The following is a 17,564-nucleotide window of genomic DNA, read 5'->3' as shown; positions in this document are numbered from 1 at the left end:
ATAATCATTTACATTTGTGACAGATCAATAAAGCGACGAATCATTGTTGAAAATGAAAATGATTCGCATTAGCCTGACGGGAAAACTACATAAACAGCAGTACGCACTGATCAGGCAATTATCATGGAAGCACGTTCTCCCAGTATTTTAATCATTGAAGACGACATTACCTTAAACAATCAATTGGCCGACCTGCTCGCTGGCCGGGGATTCCGGATTCGGCAGTGTCACGACGGTGAACAAGGTTTACTGAGCGCTTTAAGTGATAAGTTTGATCTGATTCTGCTGGATGTGCTGTTGCCCACGATGGATGGCTTTTCGGTGCTCAGCAAACTGCGTAAAAGCAAGCACACGCCAGTCATGATGCTGACCGCCTGTGGGGCGGAAGAAGAGCGCATACAGGGCTATTCCAGCGGTGCCGATGATTACCTGCCGAAGCCCTTTAATTTTACCGAACTGGTATTACGGATCGATGCTCTGCTGCGTCGCTCCTGGGGCATGATCAAACCGCAGGCTCAGGTGAACTCTCTGACGGTGGATGTGCTGTCCGTGGACAGAAATCGGCAGAGTGTCCGTTATGACGGACAGTCGATCAGCCTTACCCCGATTCAATTCAAGCTGTTATGGACGCTGTTGGAAAACCATAACGAAGTGCTCACCAAACCCTATTTGTATCAGTCGGTGCTGGAACGGGAGTTCAGCCGATATGACCGCAGCCTGGATATGCACCTCAGCCGGGTGCGGCGCAAACTAATGGACGCGGGTATGCCGGCAGATCGTCTCGCCACCGTACACGGCAAAGGCTATTGCTTTAATTGAATACGGTTTTGAATGATGGTTTTAATTGATAAAGGCTTTAATTGACCGACTGAGGAGCAGGCGTTGATTTCGCTGCCAAAGAATAAGCCACTGATGTGGCGACTGTGCTGGACCATTGCGGCCGGCACGGTATTGCTGTTTTGGGCGGTGGATGTGCTGACCAAACGCACCGAACACCGAATGAGTTACATCGCCGAGGAATATCAGCAAGAATTACTGAACATGGGGCAGACTGCCGAGTCGATTCTGGTGAATGACGGTGAGCAGGCATTGGCCCGATGGTTACAGGCGTTGCAGGAAGAAGAACAAACCTGGGCGGCGGTGGTGAGTTCGCAAGTGATACCGCTCGCCAATGGCTATTTGTCTGATCAGTTTAAAGAAGGCTTTCGACTCGGGCGCAGTGTCGAGTGGAAGATTCACCTCTATTTCAAAGAAAACCCGATTATGGACATCACCTTTGAAGGGGGCGAATTCAGTGAACGCAACCTGCACTTTTTGATTCAGCTACCGCAGCGGATGCGACCGGGTGCTTATCTGCAATACACCCATCTGTTATTACAAATTGCCTTGCCCTTGATTCTTCTGACGGCGGTGGCTTTGGTGCTGTACCGACACGTCATGCTGCCGCTTCAACAACTGGAACGGGCCACCCGGCAGTTCAGTAAGGGCAATTACGAGGTACGGGTGAAAAGCTTTCTTGGGACTCGGAACGATGAACTGTCGGCACTGGCAGAAACCTTCGACGCCATGACCGCCAAGATAGGCTCTTTGATTCTGACGCAACGCCAACTGATTGCGGACTTGTCGCATGAATTACGGACGCCTCTGGCCCGCATCGACATGGCGGTGGACTGCATCGAACACGGCATTAAAACCGAAGAATCCATGCAGCGCCTGAAGAAAGAATCCATCACCATGCGGCAGCTGGTAGAAGACACACTGACTCTGGCTTGGCTGGAGAATGAAAAACCACGCCTCAACGAAGAAGAAGTGGATTTGATCGAGCTCTTGGAGCTGCTGGTGGAAGACGCCCAGTTTGAATACCCGGATCGACGCATCGACATCCATTTCCCTGAGAGCATCATTCTGCCCAGCAGCAGTCATCGGGCTTTGGCACAGGCGCTGGAAAACATCATTCGTAACGCCTTGAAATATACCCCCGCTGGGGGCGTGGTGACGGTTCAGGTTGCCTCCGACCAGGATGCCGTCACCGTTGAGATACAAGACCAAGGCCCCGGTGTCCCCGAACAGTACTGTGAAGACATCTTCCAGCCCTTCTTTCGAGTAGAAAAGTCGCGCTCTGAACAACAGATGCACGACCCCTCGGCAGAGAAACCGGGTGGATTTGGCCTGGGCTTGGCCCTGGCCCGGCGTCAGATTGAAGCGGTTGGTGGCTCGATAGAAGCCGGTAATGTTCCCGAAGGTGGGCTGATGATGCGGATTCAGTTGCCGAGGTAGGTTGATTGGGGCGTTGGGGACGTATTGACTTCTAAGTATCTGTTCCTAAAAAAATTCTATTTAAAGACTCATTTTCGGAATTCAATAATTACATTATGTAGACACAGCTGGGGGTTAACATACTTGCTAGCATGTATTAGGTTATTGTTTTAATAATGTATGTGTCAGGGGTTAGGACGCATTTTAGGGAAAACTGATGTTCGTTCTTAGGACGCAGAATTGGCTGTTAAGCATCCTTACCTTGTACCAGGATTGGAGTTTGAATGAAAGATTTGGATGATCACAAAAAAGTAGCTGTACTAATTGACGCAGACAACGCCCAATATTCAAAAGTGAAAGCAATACTGGATGAAATATCAGCTCATGGTCACATTGTCATCAAAAGAGCCTATGGAGACTGGTCTAGCGAATACCTAAAGAACTGGAAGCAGTCTTTAAATGAATTGGCAATTCAGCCAATTCAGCAATTTGCTTACACGACAGGTAAAAACTCAACAGATGCATCAATGATAATTGATGCAATGGACTTGCTTTATTCCAATAAATTCGATGCTTTTGCTTTGGTTTCAAGTGACAGTGATTTTACGAAGTTAGCTTCTCGACATAGAGAGTCAGAGATATTTGTTTTCGGCGTCGGAGAAAAGAAGACGCCAATCTCATTCAGAAATGCTTGCGATGACTTTATTTTCACTGAAAACCTAGGTGCTGAAATTGTCTCTACATCGCCTTTAGAATTGGAACCTGTAGTTAACGAAAATATCGCTACAGAGAAAACGAGTGCATTAGAATTATTACCTCTGCTTAAAAAAGCTTGGGAACAGTACCAAGATGATGATGGCTGGGCGAATGTCTCATCTGCAGGGTCATTTGTGAAAAGATCAACACCTGATTTTGATCCGAGAACTTATGGCGCGACAAAGTTACCTGAGATCATTCATTGCCTTAGTAATGATTTTGAAATGAAGAAATATAAAGGCAAAGGTACGGTAAATATCGTTGCCTATAGGCCCAAGAATGCTTAACAAGTAGTTCAAATTTGTTACGGCTACAATAAGCGTGGCTACCTCTGGAGTTACTACTGCTCTGCATTTAGCGGGGCGTTATGTGAATTGAACCTGTAAGCTAGAATGGATTAATCACTATGGCACGAAAAGAAAATAAAGATTGCTTTGTCATAATGCCTATCAGTGATGCTGATGGTTATGATAAAGGTCATTTTGAACGAGTTTACGAAGATATTATTAAGCCTGCTGTTTCAAATACAGAGTTTACTTCCCGACGTGCAGATGAAGTAAAAGAAACAAACTTTATCCACTTAGATATACTTAAACAACTAATTGATGCACCGATTGCTATTTGTGATCTAAGTTCGCGTAATCCTAATGTTTTATTTGAGCTTGGTATACGGCAAGCATTCGATAAACCTGTAGTCCTTATTCAGGAAAAAGGAACCCCTAAAATCTTTGATATTGGTCCTTTGCGATACTTAGAATATGACAAAGGGATGAAGTATCACGATGTATTAAAAACTCAGAAAGAATTGACTGACGCGATAATTGCCACTAAAGCAGCTGAAGGCCAACAAGGTAATGTCAACTCTATAGTTCGTCTCATGGCTTTAAGTAATCCTGCAAGTATTCCAACTTTAGAAGGCGACAACAAAGAGGCATTTGCAATTGATGTCTTGCAAACTCAGTTGAACGACATGCGGAAGATGATGGAAATATCTCTAATGGAGAACAGAAGAGGTATATCCAAAGGAGGTCTTTCGTCAATTGAGTACGAAAGAATATCGAATAAATTGGACAAGTTACTTAGTACAAGAAAACATATGCCAAGAGAAGTTCAGGAAAAAGAGTTTCATCGATTAATGATGGAGACCGAAGAGCTTTCTATGCACTGCGATGAAAAAATGGATCATCGTATGTTTCGTTATCTAATGGAACGTATTCACCGTGCGATGATGAACGAGGTTGATGAATTGTAATATTCACATAACATCTATATGACCCGGGGTTGTCAAGGCGCACGGCTAAATTTGGCGTTGATCTTGCCCACTTCCACTAAATTCCTTCAATACAAAGAGTTGAATTAAGGCGAGAAGATCATTCTTGATTTGCTTATTTCCAAATGGCGAGAGCGTTTACAGGGTATTAGCTGGTTCATGAGAGTGTTGAACGAAACTATTGCCAGAGAAGCGCAATGTAGTGGTAGGTTCTGGGAGGGTCGCTTGAAATCTCAAGCCCTTTTAGATGAAAAAGCATTGCTGGCCTGCATGGCCTATGTGGATCTCAACGCTGTTCGGGCCAAAATGGCAAGAGTTCCGGAACATTCAGACCATACTTCCGTTAAAAAGCACTATCTTAAAGCCGTTAAGACTGAAGATTCTAATTCACCTAAAGAGCAAGTTAGGAGCTTGCTTCCTTTTACGGGGTACCCGAATAACGAACCAAAGAAGGGTTTGCCTGTTCTCTTAACGGATTATCTTGCATTGGTTGATTGGACTGAGTGTTTTCTTAGATTGGCTGTCCTGTCATTCTTTGATTTTCAGAGCTCATCACGAAAAGCAGTTTTCGTCACAGGTGCTGAAGGATTAATACTTGTGTTACAAAGGTACAGGCTTTTCCATAAAATTGGTTTGTTGGTCAGAGATCCTATGAAAACCAGTGCTTAAGTGCGATTGGCTTTGGGATCTAAAAGGATTAGGTTGCGACAACATTTGTTCGAAACATTAATTTGAAATATCAAAAGGGACTATGATATGCATACACCAATTGAGTTTTACATAAAAATACCTGTAGATCTTTTCAGAGGAGGCACGCCAACTAAGCCTAAATTTGATTATCTAAGGACATTGCCTCCTAGATCAGAAGACCAGGTCTATGATGTAAAGATCAATGCCGAAACTAAAATGATTGATTCAAGTTCAGGCGGATTAAGTTTGTTTAATGCACCAAATTTTTCATTTGGTTCTGATTGGTGGGTTTTACCAAAAGACACACCTTTACCACACGGCTTCACCATATCTAAAGACTTAACTAATGGTAAGTTTAAAGGTCACTATACAATTAGATCTCTAACTGATATTCACGTTGATACTTGGAAGAAAAAACTAAAAGCGTGGGCGGAAGAATATGCAGTTAACCTCAACGAGTACAGAAGAGCTAGGGAAAAATAGAATGTTTAATACAATGGAGCTAAGGCTAATTCGCTACTCAGTCAAACAAACAATGGAAAACCTTAAAAAGAGAAAGTCCATTCTTGATCCTGAAAGCGATGATTCCGTTGAAATCACAAACGATCTGATGATGTTTCAGAATATTTTAGAAAAAATTAACGAGAAACCTGAGGTTTAGTTATAACATTTATATGACCGAGGGGTTGTTAAGGCGCAAAAACCTGAAGGCCTCTCCAAGGTTAGAACCCAATGTTCTATCAACTGTTTCTGTTTTCTTAGTGGAACTACTGCCGATTCTTGTATCAATCCCCTCAAGACGCTGAAACAACAGTCACCAGCTCCCAAACACGCCTATCTTCCCTCCATCAAACCATGTAACCGAAAAGTAACAGTTGTAAAAGTTGTTCACTTTTTTTCTGATTTATTAATAATGCCTCTCAATTGATAATTATTATCATTAACGAGGTAAAGCATGTTCCAGCGAGTACAGACAACAACGAAGAATAAACTCAGTTTATTGGCAGTATCGGTTGCTGCTGCGATGGCTCATCAGGCAGCGGTTGCGTCAGAAGCAGAGTCTCAACAAGACGATCACAAGACTGTGATGATCGAGGTGAAAGGTCAGGCGACCGGTGGCATCGACAGTCTCATTACGGCGGAAGACCTGGAAAAAACCACGGCGTCGAATCTTGGTGAAATCTTCCAGCTTGATCCTCAAATCAACGCGGGTGGTTCTGTCGGCATGGGGCAAAAGCTGTATCTTCGTAATATCGGTGAAGATGCGTTGAACATCTCGGTGGATGGCGCGGAGCAAGCCGGCTCTGCCTTTCACCACTCTGGTCGGGTGGCGGTTGAGCCTGACTTGTTGAAACAAGTGGAAGTCGAGGCGGGCGCAGGTAATGCCTCCGCAGGTTTTGGTGCATTGGGCGGTGCCGTTCGTTTCGTAACCAAAGATCCAAGCGACTTACTGCGTGACGGTGAAACGGCGGGTGCGTTAGTAAAAGGGACTTACTACAGCAACACCGAGGGCTTCAAAACCACGGTGTCGGTGTTTGGTCGAGACGAGACGGACACCATGAGCATCCTGGCGAGCTTTGTACGGGCGGAGCATGAGAACGCAGAGGATGGCAACGGTGATGAAATCAAAGGTTCAGAATCCGGTCAGCGTTTGGGTTATGTGAAACTGGTTACGAACTTGTCAGACGCGCAGAAATTGTCGGTCAGCTATGAGAAGTTAAAAGAAGATGGCGACATCCTGTATAAGCCGGATCTGATTGCCAGTGCCCGTAATGTGCCGGAACCAACGCAGGGCTGGCGAGATACCGCCATTCTGAATTATCAATACAACCCAAGTTCAGATGACATGGTGGATTTGTCAGTGAACTTGTATAACACCGCCAATGAACAAGAACGTGAGTTCCGTGGTACGTCGTACGATGGTGCGGTGGAGACTTACGGCGCTACGGTTCAGAACATCAGTCGCATCCGCAATATCAAGATGATTTATGGTCTGAATTATCGTGATGATAAGAGTTATCTGAACGATGTGGACTTTGCGAATCCTCACTTTGAAGAGAATGGCCGGGTCAGAGGCTTGTTCTTACAGAACGTGGTCGAAGTCACTCATGACCTGACCGTATCCGCAGGTGTTCGTTACGACGACTACGAGTTAGAGGATGTGAACGATCAGGATTTCAATGACAATAAGTTCAGCCCGAACATCAGTGCGAATTACGATGTAACGGACTATTTAAGTTTCAGTCTGGGCTATGCCGAAGCCTTCCGTGGGCCTGAAGTGAAGGACTCCTTCAAGTTGTCGTCTTCGTCCAACGCCGCCGATCTGGACGCTGAAGAATCTAAAAACATTGAGTTAGGCATGGACTTCTCAATGGGCAGCTTTGGTTTGGCAGCGGGTGTTTACAAGCATGAGATTCACAACCCGATTGGTGGTGTGTTCCCTTGGTCCCGTGTCAGCGAGAACCTTGAAGATGACATCGAAACGATCGGTTACTACGTGAAAGCGGATTACGTGTGGGATCGCCTGACTGCGATGATCAGTTACCACAGTGCCGATACCGAAGCCGATGATGTCACCACCACCCGTTATATTCACGGATCAACTGCAGCATCCAAAGGCGACACCCTGGTGACTGACGTCTCTTACGAAGTGAATCACGATTTGATGCTGGGTTGGACGGCTGAGTACGTGAAAGGCATTCATGATATCGACATTGAGCTGGATGATGACGCAGGTGAACCGCTTAAACCAAGTAAGCCGGGATACGGTGTTCATGATCTTTATGCTCGTTGGTTGCCTACCTCCGACGAAGACTTCTCTCTGACGTTTACCGTAAAGAACCTGTTTGATAAGCAATATCTGGATCACACCAGTGTTGAAAATCTAACCTCTGGCACCGGTTATGAATCCATTGTGGGCTCTCCGGAAGCGGGTCGTGATATCCGTGTAACTGCAGCGCTACGAATCTAGAACGAGACGATCTGTGTATTAAAGATCGTAGCTCTGGGCAGAATTCGTTGTCGGGGCGGGCAACAACAGGTGGTGGGGTTTCCTCCATTCAAGAACCACTTCTTGTTGCTCCCTCGGGAGCGATTATCTCCTTAGGTAAGTGTTCTAAGGAGCAGGTGTTTGACTAACACGTCCAACGAGTAAGTGCATCCCTGATCAGGATGAATCAGGGCTTGGGGAACTCTGAATAAGAGTGATACAGACCGTTATACCAAGGATGGTATCTATAAAACTACTAAAACGGCGACCCGAAGATGCTACGCAGCAAGCCTTAGCAGAGCAGGATTAAACGCTGCGAACGCCACTTTATTGATGAGAGTGGTATCCCGTGATGATGAATAAATGAGATAGAACGATGAATACTTTGTTGAACCGCATGAAGCTGACGTTTCTGCGAAGTGGCGTCAGGGTGTTGGTACTTTTACTGACTACCGCTTCTGTATGGGCCGGAGAAATACAGCGTATTACCGATTTGGCAGGGCGTGAGGTCAGTCTTCCCGCCAAGGTGAATCGAATTATTTTAGGGGAAAGCCGGTACATTCCGGCTTTAGCGATATTGGACGAACAACCGATCTCGAAAATTGTAGGTATGTTGGCAGACTTTAAACAGACAGATCCTGGAAGTTATCGACAATATCGTAGCAAGTTTCCAGAAATTGACGGTATTCCGCAGATTGGTCATACCTCCGCCGATTCGTTCAGCGTTGAGCAGGTTCTGACTTTGAATGCGGATGTGGCGATTTTTGGTTTGGAAGGGCATGGGCCAACAGCGCGTCACGCTCATGTGATTCGTCAGTTGGAACGGGCAGGGGTGGCGATTGTGTTTGTGGATTTCCGTCGTGATCCTCTGACGAATACCCCGAAAAGCATGACCTTGCTGGGTAAGGTGATGGGGCGTGAACAACAAGCTGCTGAATTTAATACTTTCTATCAGGCTCAACTGCAACGGGTTTACGACGGTTTGGCGCAGCGCAAACAGCAGCACGCAGATTCGTCGCCCAGTGTGTTTATCCACAGTCGGGTGGGGCTGCAGGATTTGTGTTGTGAAACTATGGTGAAGGGCATGATGGCGTCGTTTGCGAATTCGGTGGAAGCCAACAATGTGGCTCAGGCCATTGTGCCGGGCGCGGCAGGTGTGATGAATATGGAGTATCTGTTAACCATTCAGCCGGATGTCTATATCGCCACCGCCATCGGTTCCACCGACACCTGGCGAGCGGCGGATCTTAATCCGGCGGTGGATAACATTCCGCCTTATATCGTGTTGGGCGCAGGTGTCTCAGAAGACGTGGCGCGATTGTCGTTCCAGAATGCGTTATCGGCGGCCAATTCCCGTGGTGTAAGGCAGCTTCGGGCTGTCAAAGAAGGTAAGGCGTTTGCCATTTGGCATCATTTCTATAACACCCCGATGAATGTGGTGGCGGTGCAGGCGTTTGCCAAATGGTTGTATCCGGAAACCTTTTCGTCCTTAGATCCGCAGGCGACGATGGCGGAACTGTTCGAGCGTTTTCAACCTGTACCCTTGGAAGGCACTTACTGGATCAGTCTGGATACGCAGGCTACTGAAACCACTTCTTTTGCTCGTCATGCGCGAGTGGGTGTCAAACAGGGAGCCATGCAATGAGCGAGCAACTGGATATGGCTGAACAGCTTGATATGACACGTACTCAGCCCGGCAGCGGTGTGGATAACGCCGGGAATCCCTCTAGTCGTTCTGAAGGAAAAAGCCTGTCAGGCGAATATCGACAATTTATCTGGAAACGCCTGCTGCTATTGGCAGTGTTGGTGATCGCCACTGTGATGTCTCTGGTGACGGATATCGCCACCGGCCCTGCCGAATTGTCGTTTGTGGATGTGATTCAGGGGCTGATTGCGGGCAGTAATGATGCAACTACGGATGTGATTATCTGGGATGTGCGTCTGCCTTACGCCTTGATGGCGTTGGTGGTGGGTGCCTGTTTAGGCTTGGCTGGTGCCGAGATGCAGACGGTATTAAATAACCCGCTGGCCAGCCCATTTACCTTGGGCGTCGGGGCGGCGGCAACCTTGGGCGCGTCGTTAGCGATTGTGTTGGATTTGTCCTGGTTGGGGTTGAGCTTCACGGTGTTGCTGCCGGCCTCGGCCTTTGTCTTTGCGTCTGCTGCGTCGATCCTGATTTTGGTGTTGTCCCGAAGCTTAGGGGCAAGTATCCACACCGTGGTGTTATTCGGCATCGCCTTGATGTTTGGTTTGAACGCCATTGTCGGCTTATTGCAGTTCGTGGCTGATGCCAGTTCGCTTCAACAGATTGTGTTCTGGACGATGGGCAGTCTGGCGCGGGCCAGTATGGACAAGGTCGCGATTGTGTCGGCGGTGTTCGGAATCTGTTTACTCTGGAGCCTGACCCATATCTGGTCGATGACGGCCTTGCGAACCGGTGAAGATCAGGCGCGCAGCATCGGCATTAATGTTGAGCGGGTGCGTCTGGTGGTGCTGTTGCGGGTGAGCCTGCTAACGGCCATTGCCTTGGCGTTTGTGGGGGAAATCGGCTTTATCGGTTTGGTTGGGCCGCACATCGCACGAATGATGTTGGGCGAAGATCACCGATTCTTCTTGCCGGGCAGTGCCTTGGCTGGCGCCTTGCTGTTGTCTTTATCATCCATCGCTTCCAAAGCGCTGGTGCCGGGTGTGATTCTACCTGTGGGTATTGTGACGGCGCTGGTGGGGATTCCGTTATTCATCACCTTGATTATGAGTCGTGGACGGGGGGCAGCGGTATGACGTTATCGGTTTCCGGGTTAAACATTGGCTATGGTTCGAAACGGGTCATTTCTGACATCAATCTGCCTGAGCTGCCGAGTGGCTCGTTAGTGGCGGTGGTTGGGCCAAATGCGGTGGGTAAATCGACCTTGCTGAAATCCTTTGCCGGTTTGGTGAAGTACTCCGGCGATATTTATTTTGAACAACAAACTCTGTCGGCCATGCCCAGAGCGGACGTGATTCGTACGCTCGGGTATTTGCCGCAAGCATTGCCTCAAGCCATCAGTTTGGTGGCTTATGAGGTGGTGTTCAGTGCCTGTCGTGCGGTTCGAACGGATTTGACCGCAGCGCAGGTGGAGGTATCGATTGAACGTATCTTCGACCGGTTAGGGATTCGGGATCTGGCGCTAAAGCGCCTCAGTGAGATGTCCGGTGGTCAACGGCAAATGGTTGGCTTAGCACAAGTGTTGGTTCGGCAACCCAAGTTATTGCTGTTGGATGAGCCGACCAGTGCGCTGGATCTCCACTGGCAATTGAATGTGTTGGAAGCCATTCGTGATGAGACCGCCAATGCGGGTGCCATCGCCTTGGTGGCCAGTCACGACTTGAATCTGGCATTGCGATTTTGCGATTACGTGCTGATTCTGTCCCGGCAAGGTGTGTTGGCGTTGGTGCGTCCTGATGAGTTGACACCGGAGCACTTGGAGCAAGCCTACGGCATTCGAGGGCGTGTCGAAGCGTGTTCCAGAGGCTTTCCAATCGTCTTGGCCGACAGAGCACTGACAAGATAATTTGAAGATAAGCAGACAAAGGGGCTTTTAAGGAGCTTGTAATGCATAAGAAAGGTGTGGTGAACACTCAAGCTGGAGAACGATACATTCATAGATTGTGTAAACACTTTACCCATAGAGTGCCAGCCACTTGGTCGGCCAATGAAGGCTTGGTCGAGTTTGATATGGGCACTTGTCGAATGACCTCAAACGGCCAGGCATTGAGCTTTGTCTGTATGGCCGAAAATGACCATGACCTGAACGAAATATTGGACACCGTGAAAGGACATTTTGATCGTTTTGCGGTGAAAGATCAGCTGGTTTTAAATTGGCTGTAAAATAGCGTAGATTCTGGTCGACTGGCGTGTAAAAACTGCTAGAATCCGCCCTTCAAAAAAACAAGGTTGTTCTATCGATAAAGACCTTATTTTCTGTGCTGATGGCCAGTTCATGTGAGTTACCCAAGATTGACTACACTGATCTGGAAAAGGCCACTGACTTCGGAGTGCCTGGAGTATGAAATCCACACCACTGCAACATTGGGACATCGAAACCGCCAAAGAAACCTATGGTATTAATCATTGGAGTAATGGCTATTTTGATGTGTCGGATCAAGGTGAAATTGTTATCACCTGTCCGGTGAATGGTCATAAGGTTAACGTATCTTTGATGGACATCATCGAAGGTATGAAAGACCGCGAACTGCATATGCCTGTTCTATTGCGGATTGAGAACCTGCTGGATCATTCCATCAGTCGAATCAACGAAGCTTTCCGTGCCGCCATTGAAAAGCTGGAATATCAAAACACCTATCGCGGTGTTTTCCCGATTAAAGTAAACCAGCAATGCCATGTGGTGGAAGAAATTGCCCAGTTTGGTAACCGTTACAGTCATGGTCTGGAAGCCGGAAGTAAGGCGGAGCTGATCATTGCTCTGGCATCGTTGCAAAACGAAGACAGCTACATCGTATGTAATGGCTATAAAGACGAAGAGTTTATCGATTTGGGTCTTCGCGCTATTCAGTTGGGCTGGAAATGCTTCTTCGTGGTGGAAAGTCCGACCGAAGTGGAAGTGATCGTTCAACGCAGCCGAGAGCTGGGTGTGAAGCCGATGATCGGTACTCGGGTGAAGTTATCCACAACTGTGGAAGGGCATTGGCAGCACGACAGTGGCGATCGCAGTATCTTCGGTTTGAACAGCCTGCAATTGGTGGAAGTGATCGATTTGCTGAAAGACGCCGACATGCTCGATTGTTTGCGGATGTTGCACTTCCATTTAGGCTCGCAGTTACCAAGCATTCATAACATTCGTAAAGGTGTTCAGGAAGCGTGTCGTTATTACGTCAGCATGATTAACGAAGGCGCGCCGATGGGCTACCTGGATTTGGGTGGCGGTTTGGCGGTGGACTACGAAGGTTCGCAGCAGAGCGGCACCCACAGTAAGAACTACACCCTGGACGAGTATTGCATAGACATCGTCGAAGCGGTGATGCAGACCCTGGACCCGCTGGAGATTGATCATCCGGTGCTGATTTCCGAGTCTGGTCGTGCAACGGTGGCCTATTCGAGTTTGTTCTTGTTCAACGTGTTGGATGTCGCACATTTTGACCCGGTATTTGTAATTGAACAGCCGGATGAGGACGCTAACGAGACGTTGAAGAACCTCTACGAAGTGACCGAGAGCATCAACGGCAAAAACATTCAGGAATGTTACAACGACGCGATTTTCTATCGTGATGAGATTCGTCATTTGTTCAACCGTGGACAGGTGGATTTGCGTACCCGTGCAACCGCTGAAAACTACTTCCTGAACATCGTTCAGCAGGTTCAGGCGTTGGCGCCGGGGGTTGAGCATCTTCCGGATGAATTGACCAACCTTCGCGAAGATTTGGCGGACATCTACTACGGCAACTTCAGTGTCTTCCAGTCGTTGCCGGATGCCTGGGCGATTGGACAGGTGTTCCCGATGTTGCCGGTGCACCGTTTGAATGAAATGCCAACCCGTGAAGCGATGTTTGCGGATTTAACCTGCGACTGTGACGGTAAGATCGACCAGTTCATTGGTGGTCGTAAAACCTTACCGCTGCATCCGTTGAAGAAAGGCGAAGATTATTACATCGGTACTTTCCTGGTGGGTGCGTATCAGGAAACCTTGAGTGACCTGCATAACCTGTTCGGTGACACCAACGTCGTTAGTATTCGCATTAATGCCGATGGCAGCTATGATTTTATGCGAGAGATACATGGTGACAGCATCGCCGATGTATTGAGCTATGTAGAGTACGATCCGCGTGGATTACGAGACAAATTCCGCAATACCGTGGAGAAAGCGGTGCGCGGCGGCAAGATCAGTGTCGCGACTCGTCAGGAGATTCTGTCCGCCTTCTCAGCAAGTTTGGATGGCTACACCTACTACGAGCACGATTGAGGAGCGTGATGGTTAAGCGGTTTAACCATCCCCCGGTTTGTTGAAAACAAACTGCGTGAGAACGAACTGTTTTTGTAATGAAAGAATCAATAGAATCATGCAAATGAAACTCGGGCATGATTCGATGAGAGACACTGTGTCTGACCTTGATAGATAAGGAACTATTATGGCTAAAGTTATGATTATCGGCGCCGGTGGCGTTGGTGGTGTGGTTACCCACAAGTGTGCTCAGTTATCTGAGGTGTTTACAGATATTATTTTGGCGAGTCGTACTGAAGCCAAGTGTCAGGCGATTGCTGAACAAGTGAAAGAAAAAACCGGCGTAACCATTCGTACGGCACAAGTGGACGCGGACAACGTACCTGAATTGACGGCGTTGTTGAAAGCCGAGCAGCCGTTCATGGTAATCAACGTGGCGTTACCTTATCAGGATCTGCACATCATGGATGCCTGTTTGGAAGCGAACGTTCACTACTTGGATACCGCCAACTATGAGCCGCCTGAAGAAGCGAAGTTTGAATACAAGTGGCAGTGGGCGTACCAAGAGAAATTCCGCGAGAAAGGTTTGATGGCGTTGCTGGGTTCGGGCTTTGATCCGGGCGTAACCAACGTGTATACGGCGCACATGGCGAAGCATCATTTTGATGAGATGCATCAGTTGGACATCATCGACGTAAACGGTGGTGATCACGGTCATCCGTTCGCGACCAACTTCAACCCAGAGATCAACATCCGTGAAGTAACGGCTGAATGTCGTCACTGGGAAGACGGTGATTTCCAGCCGACTGATGCGATGTCGACCAAGGCGGAGTTTACCTGTCCTGAAGGCGTGGGTACCTACAACATTTACCGTATGTACCACGAAGAGTTGGAGTCGTTGACTAAGCACTTCCCAACCATCAAGAAAGGTCAGTTCTGGATGAGCTTCTCTGAGAACTACCTGAAGCACCTGGAAGTGTTGGAAAACATCGGCATGACTTCAATCGAGCCTGTAATGTACGAAGGTACGGAAGTGATTCCGCTTCAATTCCTGAAGTCAGTACTTCCTGACCCTGCAAGCCTTGGTCCACGCACCAAAGGCCGTACCTGCATCGGTTGTATCGTTCGCGGTACGAAAGATGGCAAAGAGAAGTTGGTGTACGTGTACAACATCTGTGACCACGAAGCCTGTTATGCAGAAGTGAATTCTCAGGCGATTTCTTACACCACCGGTGTTCCTGCGATGATCGGCGCGAAAATGATGGTCGAAGGTAAGTGGATGAAAGAAGGTGTTTGGAACATGGAACAACTTGATCCGGACCCATTCATGGAAGACCTGAACAAGTACGGTTTGCCTTGGACAGAAGTTGAGCTGTCTGAGCACCCGCTGGAAAAATAGTTTTAAGTTTTTCCGTTACTAAGGGATAGAGCAGATTTAATTTCGAACGTTCGCTCCGAGGACACAGTTCAGTGCTCGGAGCGTCTGCTTCAGAAAGTTGAATAGGTTCTATCCCTTTTGTGATTCTGAATTTGGTTGATGAGCGACTCATGCTTTCTAAATCCTTTAAAAACTTCGACCCAACCCGAGTGCCATCCCCGTGTTTTGTGGTGGATGAAGTGGCGGTTGAGAACAACCTGAAATTGTTGAACAAGGTTCAGCAGGAATCCGGCGCGAAAGTGCTGTCGGCATTGAAAGCCTTTTCTATGTGGAGTCTTGCGCCTTTGGTGAAGAAGTACCTGTCCGGTACCTGTGCCAGCGGTTTAAACGAAGCCTTGTTGGGGCATCAGGAATACGGCGGTGAAGTGCATGTGTTCTCAGCGGCGTATGCTGAAAAAGATCTCAAAGAGATCCTAAAGATCGCAGATCACTTGCTGTTTAACTCCTTCAACCAATGGTATCGCTTCAAAGGTTTGGTTGAAGAAACGCAAAAGCAACGCGGTGGTAAACCGCATGTGGGCCTGCGTATTAATCCACAGCACTCTGAAGGTGAAGTGGAAATCTACGACCCGTGCGCGCCATGTTCCCGCTTAGGCATTCCGTATGCCGAGTTTGAAAAGGCCAAGGCGGAGAAGGGCGAAAATTATCTGGATGGCATCTCCGGGCTGCACTTCCATACCTTGTGTGAGCAAGGCTATGAGCCGTTAGACCGCACTTTGGCGGCGGTGGAAGAACGCTTTGGTGACCTCATTCCGACCATGGACTGGATCAATTTCGGCGGCGGTCATCACATCACCAAGCCGGATTACAACGTTCAAGGCTTGATTACCCGCGTCAAAGACTTCCGTGCGAAGTACGACGTTGAGGTTTATCTGGAGCCGGGCGAAGCGGTAGCGATCCACACCGGCGTCTTGGTGACCGAAGTGTTGGACATCGTTCATAACCAGATGGATCTGGCGATTCTTGATACCTCGGCCACCTGCCACATGCCGGACACGCTGGAAATGCCGTACCGCCCGGATGTAATGAATGCAGGCCAGCCGGGTGAGTTAGCGCATACCTACCGCTTTGGCGGCATGACCTGTCTGGCGGGTGATGTGATTGATGATTACAGTTTTGCAGAGCCACTAAAGGTGGGTGATCGAATCGTCTTCGACGACATGTCTCACTACACTATGGTCAAGACCACGACCTTTAACGGTATCAACCTGCCGTCGATTGCGATCTGGAACAGCGAAACGGATGAGGTTCGAGTTGTAAAACAATTCGGCTACGAAGATTTTAAAGAGCGACTTTCCTAATATGACTAAAGAACTAACTTACCCAATTTTCTTGGGCTCCGAAATCGAACAACCTAAACCGGAAGAGGCCTTGTTCCACATCGTGCCTGTTCCGTTTGAACGCACTGTATCTTATGGCGGTGGTACTAACGAAGGGCCATCAGCGATTCTGGAAGCTTCCTGGCAGCTGGAAGAGTGGGACGGCAAGAGCAAACCATGTGAGTTGGGCATCTACACGCACGGCCCGGTAGACTGTAATGCCGATGCGGATCAAGTGATTGAAAACATCGCAGCTGCGGTAAAACCGATTTGTGAAATGGGCAAAATGCCGGTGGGCATTGGCGGAGAGCACACAGTCACTTACGGCATCATCAAAGGCATGTTGGATGCTGGCATCAAAGACTTTGGTATCGTTCAGATCGATGCACACGCCGACTTACGTGACGCCTACGAAGGCGACAAATACAGCCACGCCTCTGTGATGAAACGCTGTGTGGACGAAGGCATTCCTTTGTACCAATTGGGTATCCGTGCCTACTGTGAAGAAGAAATCGAGATTCGTAAAAAGCACGGTGTTTACTATCAAGATGCAGATGACCTAGTGCCTCAAAACATCAGTGCTATCGAACTGCCGGAAGACTTCCCGAAAAAAGTGTTCTTCACCCTGGATATTGATGGTTTGGACCCGTCCGTTTTTCCTTCGACTGGTACGCCAGTACCGGGCGGCTTAGGCTGGTATCAAACCCTTGGATTATTCGAATCCGTTGCCAAACAACGTGAAATCATCGGTTTCGACGTGATGGAATTCGCCCCGATTGCCGGCTTTCACGCCTATGACTTTGCCGCGTCTTTGTTGATGTACAAGATGATGGGGATTATTGAGCGGAGTCGTTAATCTTATCTCTCAGTGCCTTCTCGTTTGGGAAGGCTTGGCTATCTTTGTTCATGT

Annotated in this window: 16 protein-coding genes; all 16 read left to right on the top strand. The window is 48.1% G+C overall.

From position 1 onward, the window contains the following. Positions 1-123 precede the first annotated feature (123 nt). The 16 genes from QQL66_RS16880 to speB all read left to right on the top strand — a co-directional run bounded on the left by QQL66_RS16880 (position 124) and on the right by speB (position 17,510). Positions 124-819 (top strand): response regulator transcription factor, encoded by a 696-nt coding sequence (locus tag QQL66_RS16880; protein ID WP_284383019.1) that lies wholly within the window; start codon positions 124-126, stop codon positions 817-819. A gap of 63 nt (positions 820-882) precedes the next feature. Further along, a complete protein-coding gene (locus tag QQL66_RS16875) occupies positions 883-2,277 on the top strand; it encodes a sensor histidine kinase (protein WP_284383016.1) in 1,395 nt (464 codons plus the stop codon). A gap of 263 nt (positions 2,278-2,540) precedes the next feature. Beyond that, the gene (locus QQL66_RS16870) at positions 2,541-3,299 is read left to right on the top strand and encodes an NYN domain-containing protein (RefSeq protein WP_284383015.1); all 759 of its coding nucleotides are present in this window, start codon (positions 2,541-2,543) and stop codon (positions 3,297-3,299) included. 119 nt (positions 3,300-3,418) lie between these two features. Continuing rightward, positions 3,419-4,264: a hypothetical protein gene (locus tag QQL66_RS16865; protein ID WP_284383014.1), complete on the top strand. Its 846-nt coding sequence runs from the start codon at positions 3,419-3,421 to the stop codon at positions 4,262-4,264. Positions 4,265-4,507: 243 nt separating this feature from the next. Then, entirely contained in the window at positions 4,508-4,951 is a 444-nt protein-coding gene (locus QQL66_RS16860) for a hypothetical protein (RefSeq protein WP_284383013.1), read from the top strand. Between the two features lie 87 nt (positions 4,952-5,038). Continuing rightward, the gene (locus QQL66_RS16855; protein ID WP_284383012.1) at positions 5,039-5,455 is read left to right on the top strand and encodes a Tse2 family ADP-ribosyltransferase toxin; all 417 of its coding nucleotides are present in this window, start codon (positions 5,039-5,041) and stop codon (positions 5,453-5,455) included. Between the two features lies 1 nt (position 5,456). Then, entirely contained in the window at positions 5,457-5,633 is a 177-nt protein-coding gene (locus tag QQL66_RS16850) for a hypothetical protein (RefSeq protein WP_284383009.1), read from the top strand. Between the two features lie 294 nt (positions 5,634-5,927). Beyond that, entirely contained in the window at positions 5,928-7,943 is a 2,016-nt protein-coding gene (locus QQL66_RS16845) for a TonB-dependent receptor domain-containing protein (RefSeq protein ID WP_284383007.1), read from the top strand. 394 nt (positions 7,944-8,337) lie between these two features. Then, entirely contained in the window at positions 8,338-9,606 is a 1,269-nt protein-coding gene (locus tag QQL66_RS16840; RefSeq protein WP_284383006.1) for a TroA family protein, read from the top strand. Beyond that, positions 9,603-10,742: a FecCD family ABC transporter permease gene (locus tag QQL66_RS16835; RefSeq protein ID WP_284383005.1), complete on the top strand. Its 1,140-nt coding sequence runs from the start codon at positions 9,603-9,605 to the stop codon at positions 10,740-10,742. Before QQL66_RS16840 ends, QQL66_RS16835 begins: the two co-directional genes overlap by 4 nt. Next, on the top strand, positions 10,739-11,512 hold the full coding sequence (locus QQL66_RS16830; RefSeq protein WP_284383004.1) for an ABC transporter ATP-binding protein: 774 nt from the start codon (positions 10,739-10,741) through the stop codon (positions 11,510-11,512). Before QQL66_RS16835 ends, QQL66_RS16830 begins: the two co-directional genes overlap by 4 nt. Positions 11,513-11,553: 41 nt before the next feature. Further along, entirely contained in the window at positions 11,554-11,829 is a 276-nt protein-coding gene (locus tag QQL66_RS16825) for a DUF2218 domain-containing protein (protein WP_284383002.1), read from the top strand. A 178-nt stretch (positions 11,830-12,007) separates the two neighbouring features. Next, entirely contained in the window at positions 12,008-13,918 is a 1,911-nt protein-coding gene (speA, locus tag QQL66_RS16820) for a biosynthetic arginine decarboxylase (RefSeq protein ID WP_284383000.1), read from the top strand. Between the two features lie 166 nt (positions 13,919-14,084). Further along, positions 14,085-15,296, top strand: a complete 1,212-nt coding sequence (locus QQL66_RS16815; RefSeq protein ID WP_284382999.1) for a saccharopine dehydrogenase family protein — start codon at positions 14,085-14,087, stop codon at positions 15,294-15,296. A gap of 149 nt (positions 15,297-15,445) precedes the next feature. Beyond that, positions 15,446-16,636 carry a carboxynorspermidine decarboxylase gene (gene nspC, locus QQL66_RS16810; RefSeq protein ID WP_284382997.1) on the top strand — a complete coding sequence of 397 codons (1,191 nt, stop codon included), beginning with the start codon at positions 15,446-15,448 and terminating at the stop codon, positions 16,634-16,636. A gap of 1 nt (position 16,637) precedes the next feature. Further along, positions 16,638-17,510, top strand: coding sequence for an agmatinase (speB, locus tag QQL66_RS16805; RefSeq protein ID WP_284382995.1), 873 nt, complete (start codon positions 16,638-16,640; stop codon positions 17,508-17,510). Positions 17,511-17,564: the final 54 nt, after the last annotated feature.

Origin of the sequence: Litoribrevibacter albus (genome assembly GCF_030159995.1) — a bacterium.
Classification (GTDB): domain Bacteria; phylum Pseudomonadota; class Gammaproteobacteria; order Pseudomonadales; family Litoribrevibacteraceae; genus Litoribrevibacter; species Litoribrevibacter albus.
This window is presented reverse-complemented; position numbering and strand designations above follow the sequence as displayed.

Excerpts from the sequence above, each read along its gene's own strand:
- QQL66_RS16880 (WP_284383019.1), top strand. The coding sequence starts at position 124 with ATGGAAGCACGTTCTCCCAGTATTTTAATCATTGAAGACGACATTACC.
- QQL66_RS16870 (WP_284383015.1), top strand. The coding sequence starts at position 2,541 with ATGAAAGATTTGGATGATCACAAAAAAGTAGCTGTACTAATTGACGCA.
- speB (WP_284382995.1), top strand. The coding sequence starts at position 16,638 with ATGACTAAAGAACTAACTTACCCAATTTTCTTGGGCTCCGAAATCGAA.
- QQL66_RS16825 (WP_284383002.1), top strand. The coding sequence starts at position 11,554 with ATGCATAAGAAAGGTGTGGTGAACACTCAAGCTGGAGAACGATACATT.
- QQL66_RS16830 (WP_284383004.1), top strand. The coding sequence starts at position 10,739 with ATGACGTTATCGGTTTCCGGGTTAAACATTGGCTATGGTTCGAAACGG.
- QQL66_RS16845 (WP_284383007.1), top strand. The coding sequence starts at position 5,928 with ATGTTCCAGCGAGTACAGACAACAACGAAGAATAAACTCAGTTTATTG.
- QQL66_RS16850 (WP_284383009.1), top strand. The coding sequence starts at position 5,457 with ATGTTTAATACAATGGAGCTAAGGCTAATTCGCTACTCAGTCAAACAA.
- nspC (WP_284382997.1), top strand. The coding sequence starts at position 15,446 with ATGCTTTCTAAATCCTTTAAAAACTTCGACCCAACCCGAGTGCCATCC.
- QQL66_RS16835 (WP_284383005.1), top strand. The coding sequence starts at position 9,603 with ATGAGCGAGCAACTGGATATGGCTGAACAGCTTGATATGACACGTACT.
- QQL66_RS16865 (WP_284383014.1), top strand. The coding sequence starts at position 3,419 with ATGGCACGAAAAGAAAATAAAGATTGCTTTGTCATAATGCCTATCAGT.
- QQL66_RS16840 (WP_284383006.1), top strand. The coding sequence starts at position 8,338 with ATGAATACTTTGTTGAACCGCATGAAGCTGACGTTTCTGCGAAGTGGC.
- QQL66_RS16855 (WP_284383012.1), top strand. The coding sequence starts at position 5,039 with ATGCATACACCAATTGAGTTTTACATAAAAATACCTGTAGATCTTTTC.
- QQL66_RS16815 (WP_284382999.1), top strand. The coding sequence starts at position 14,085 with ATGGCTAAAGTTATGATTATCGGCGCCGGTGGCGTTGGTGGTGTGGTT.
- speA (WP_284383000.1), top strand. The coding sequence starts at position 12,008 with ATGAAATCCACACCACTGCAACATTGGGACATCGAAACCGCCAAAGAA.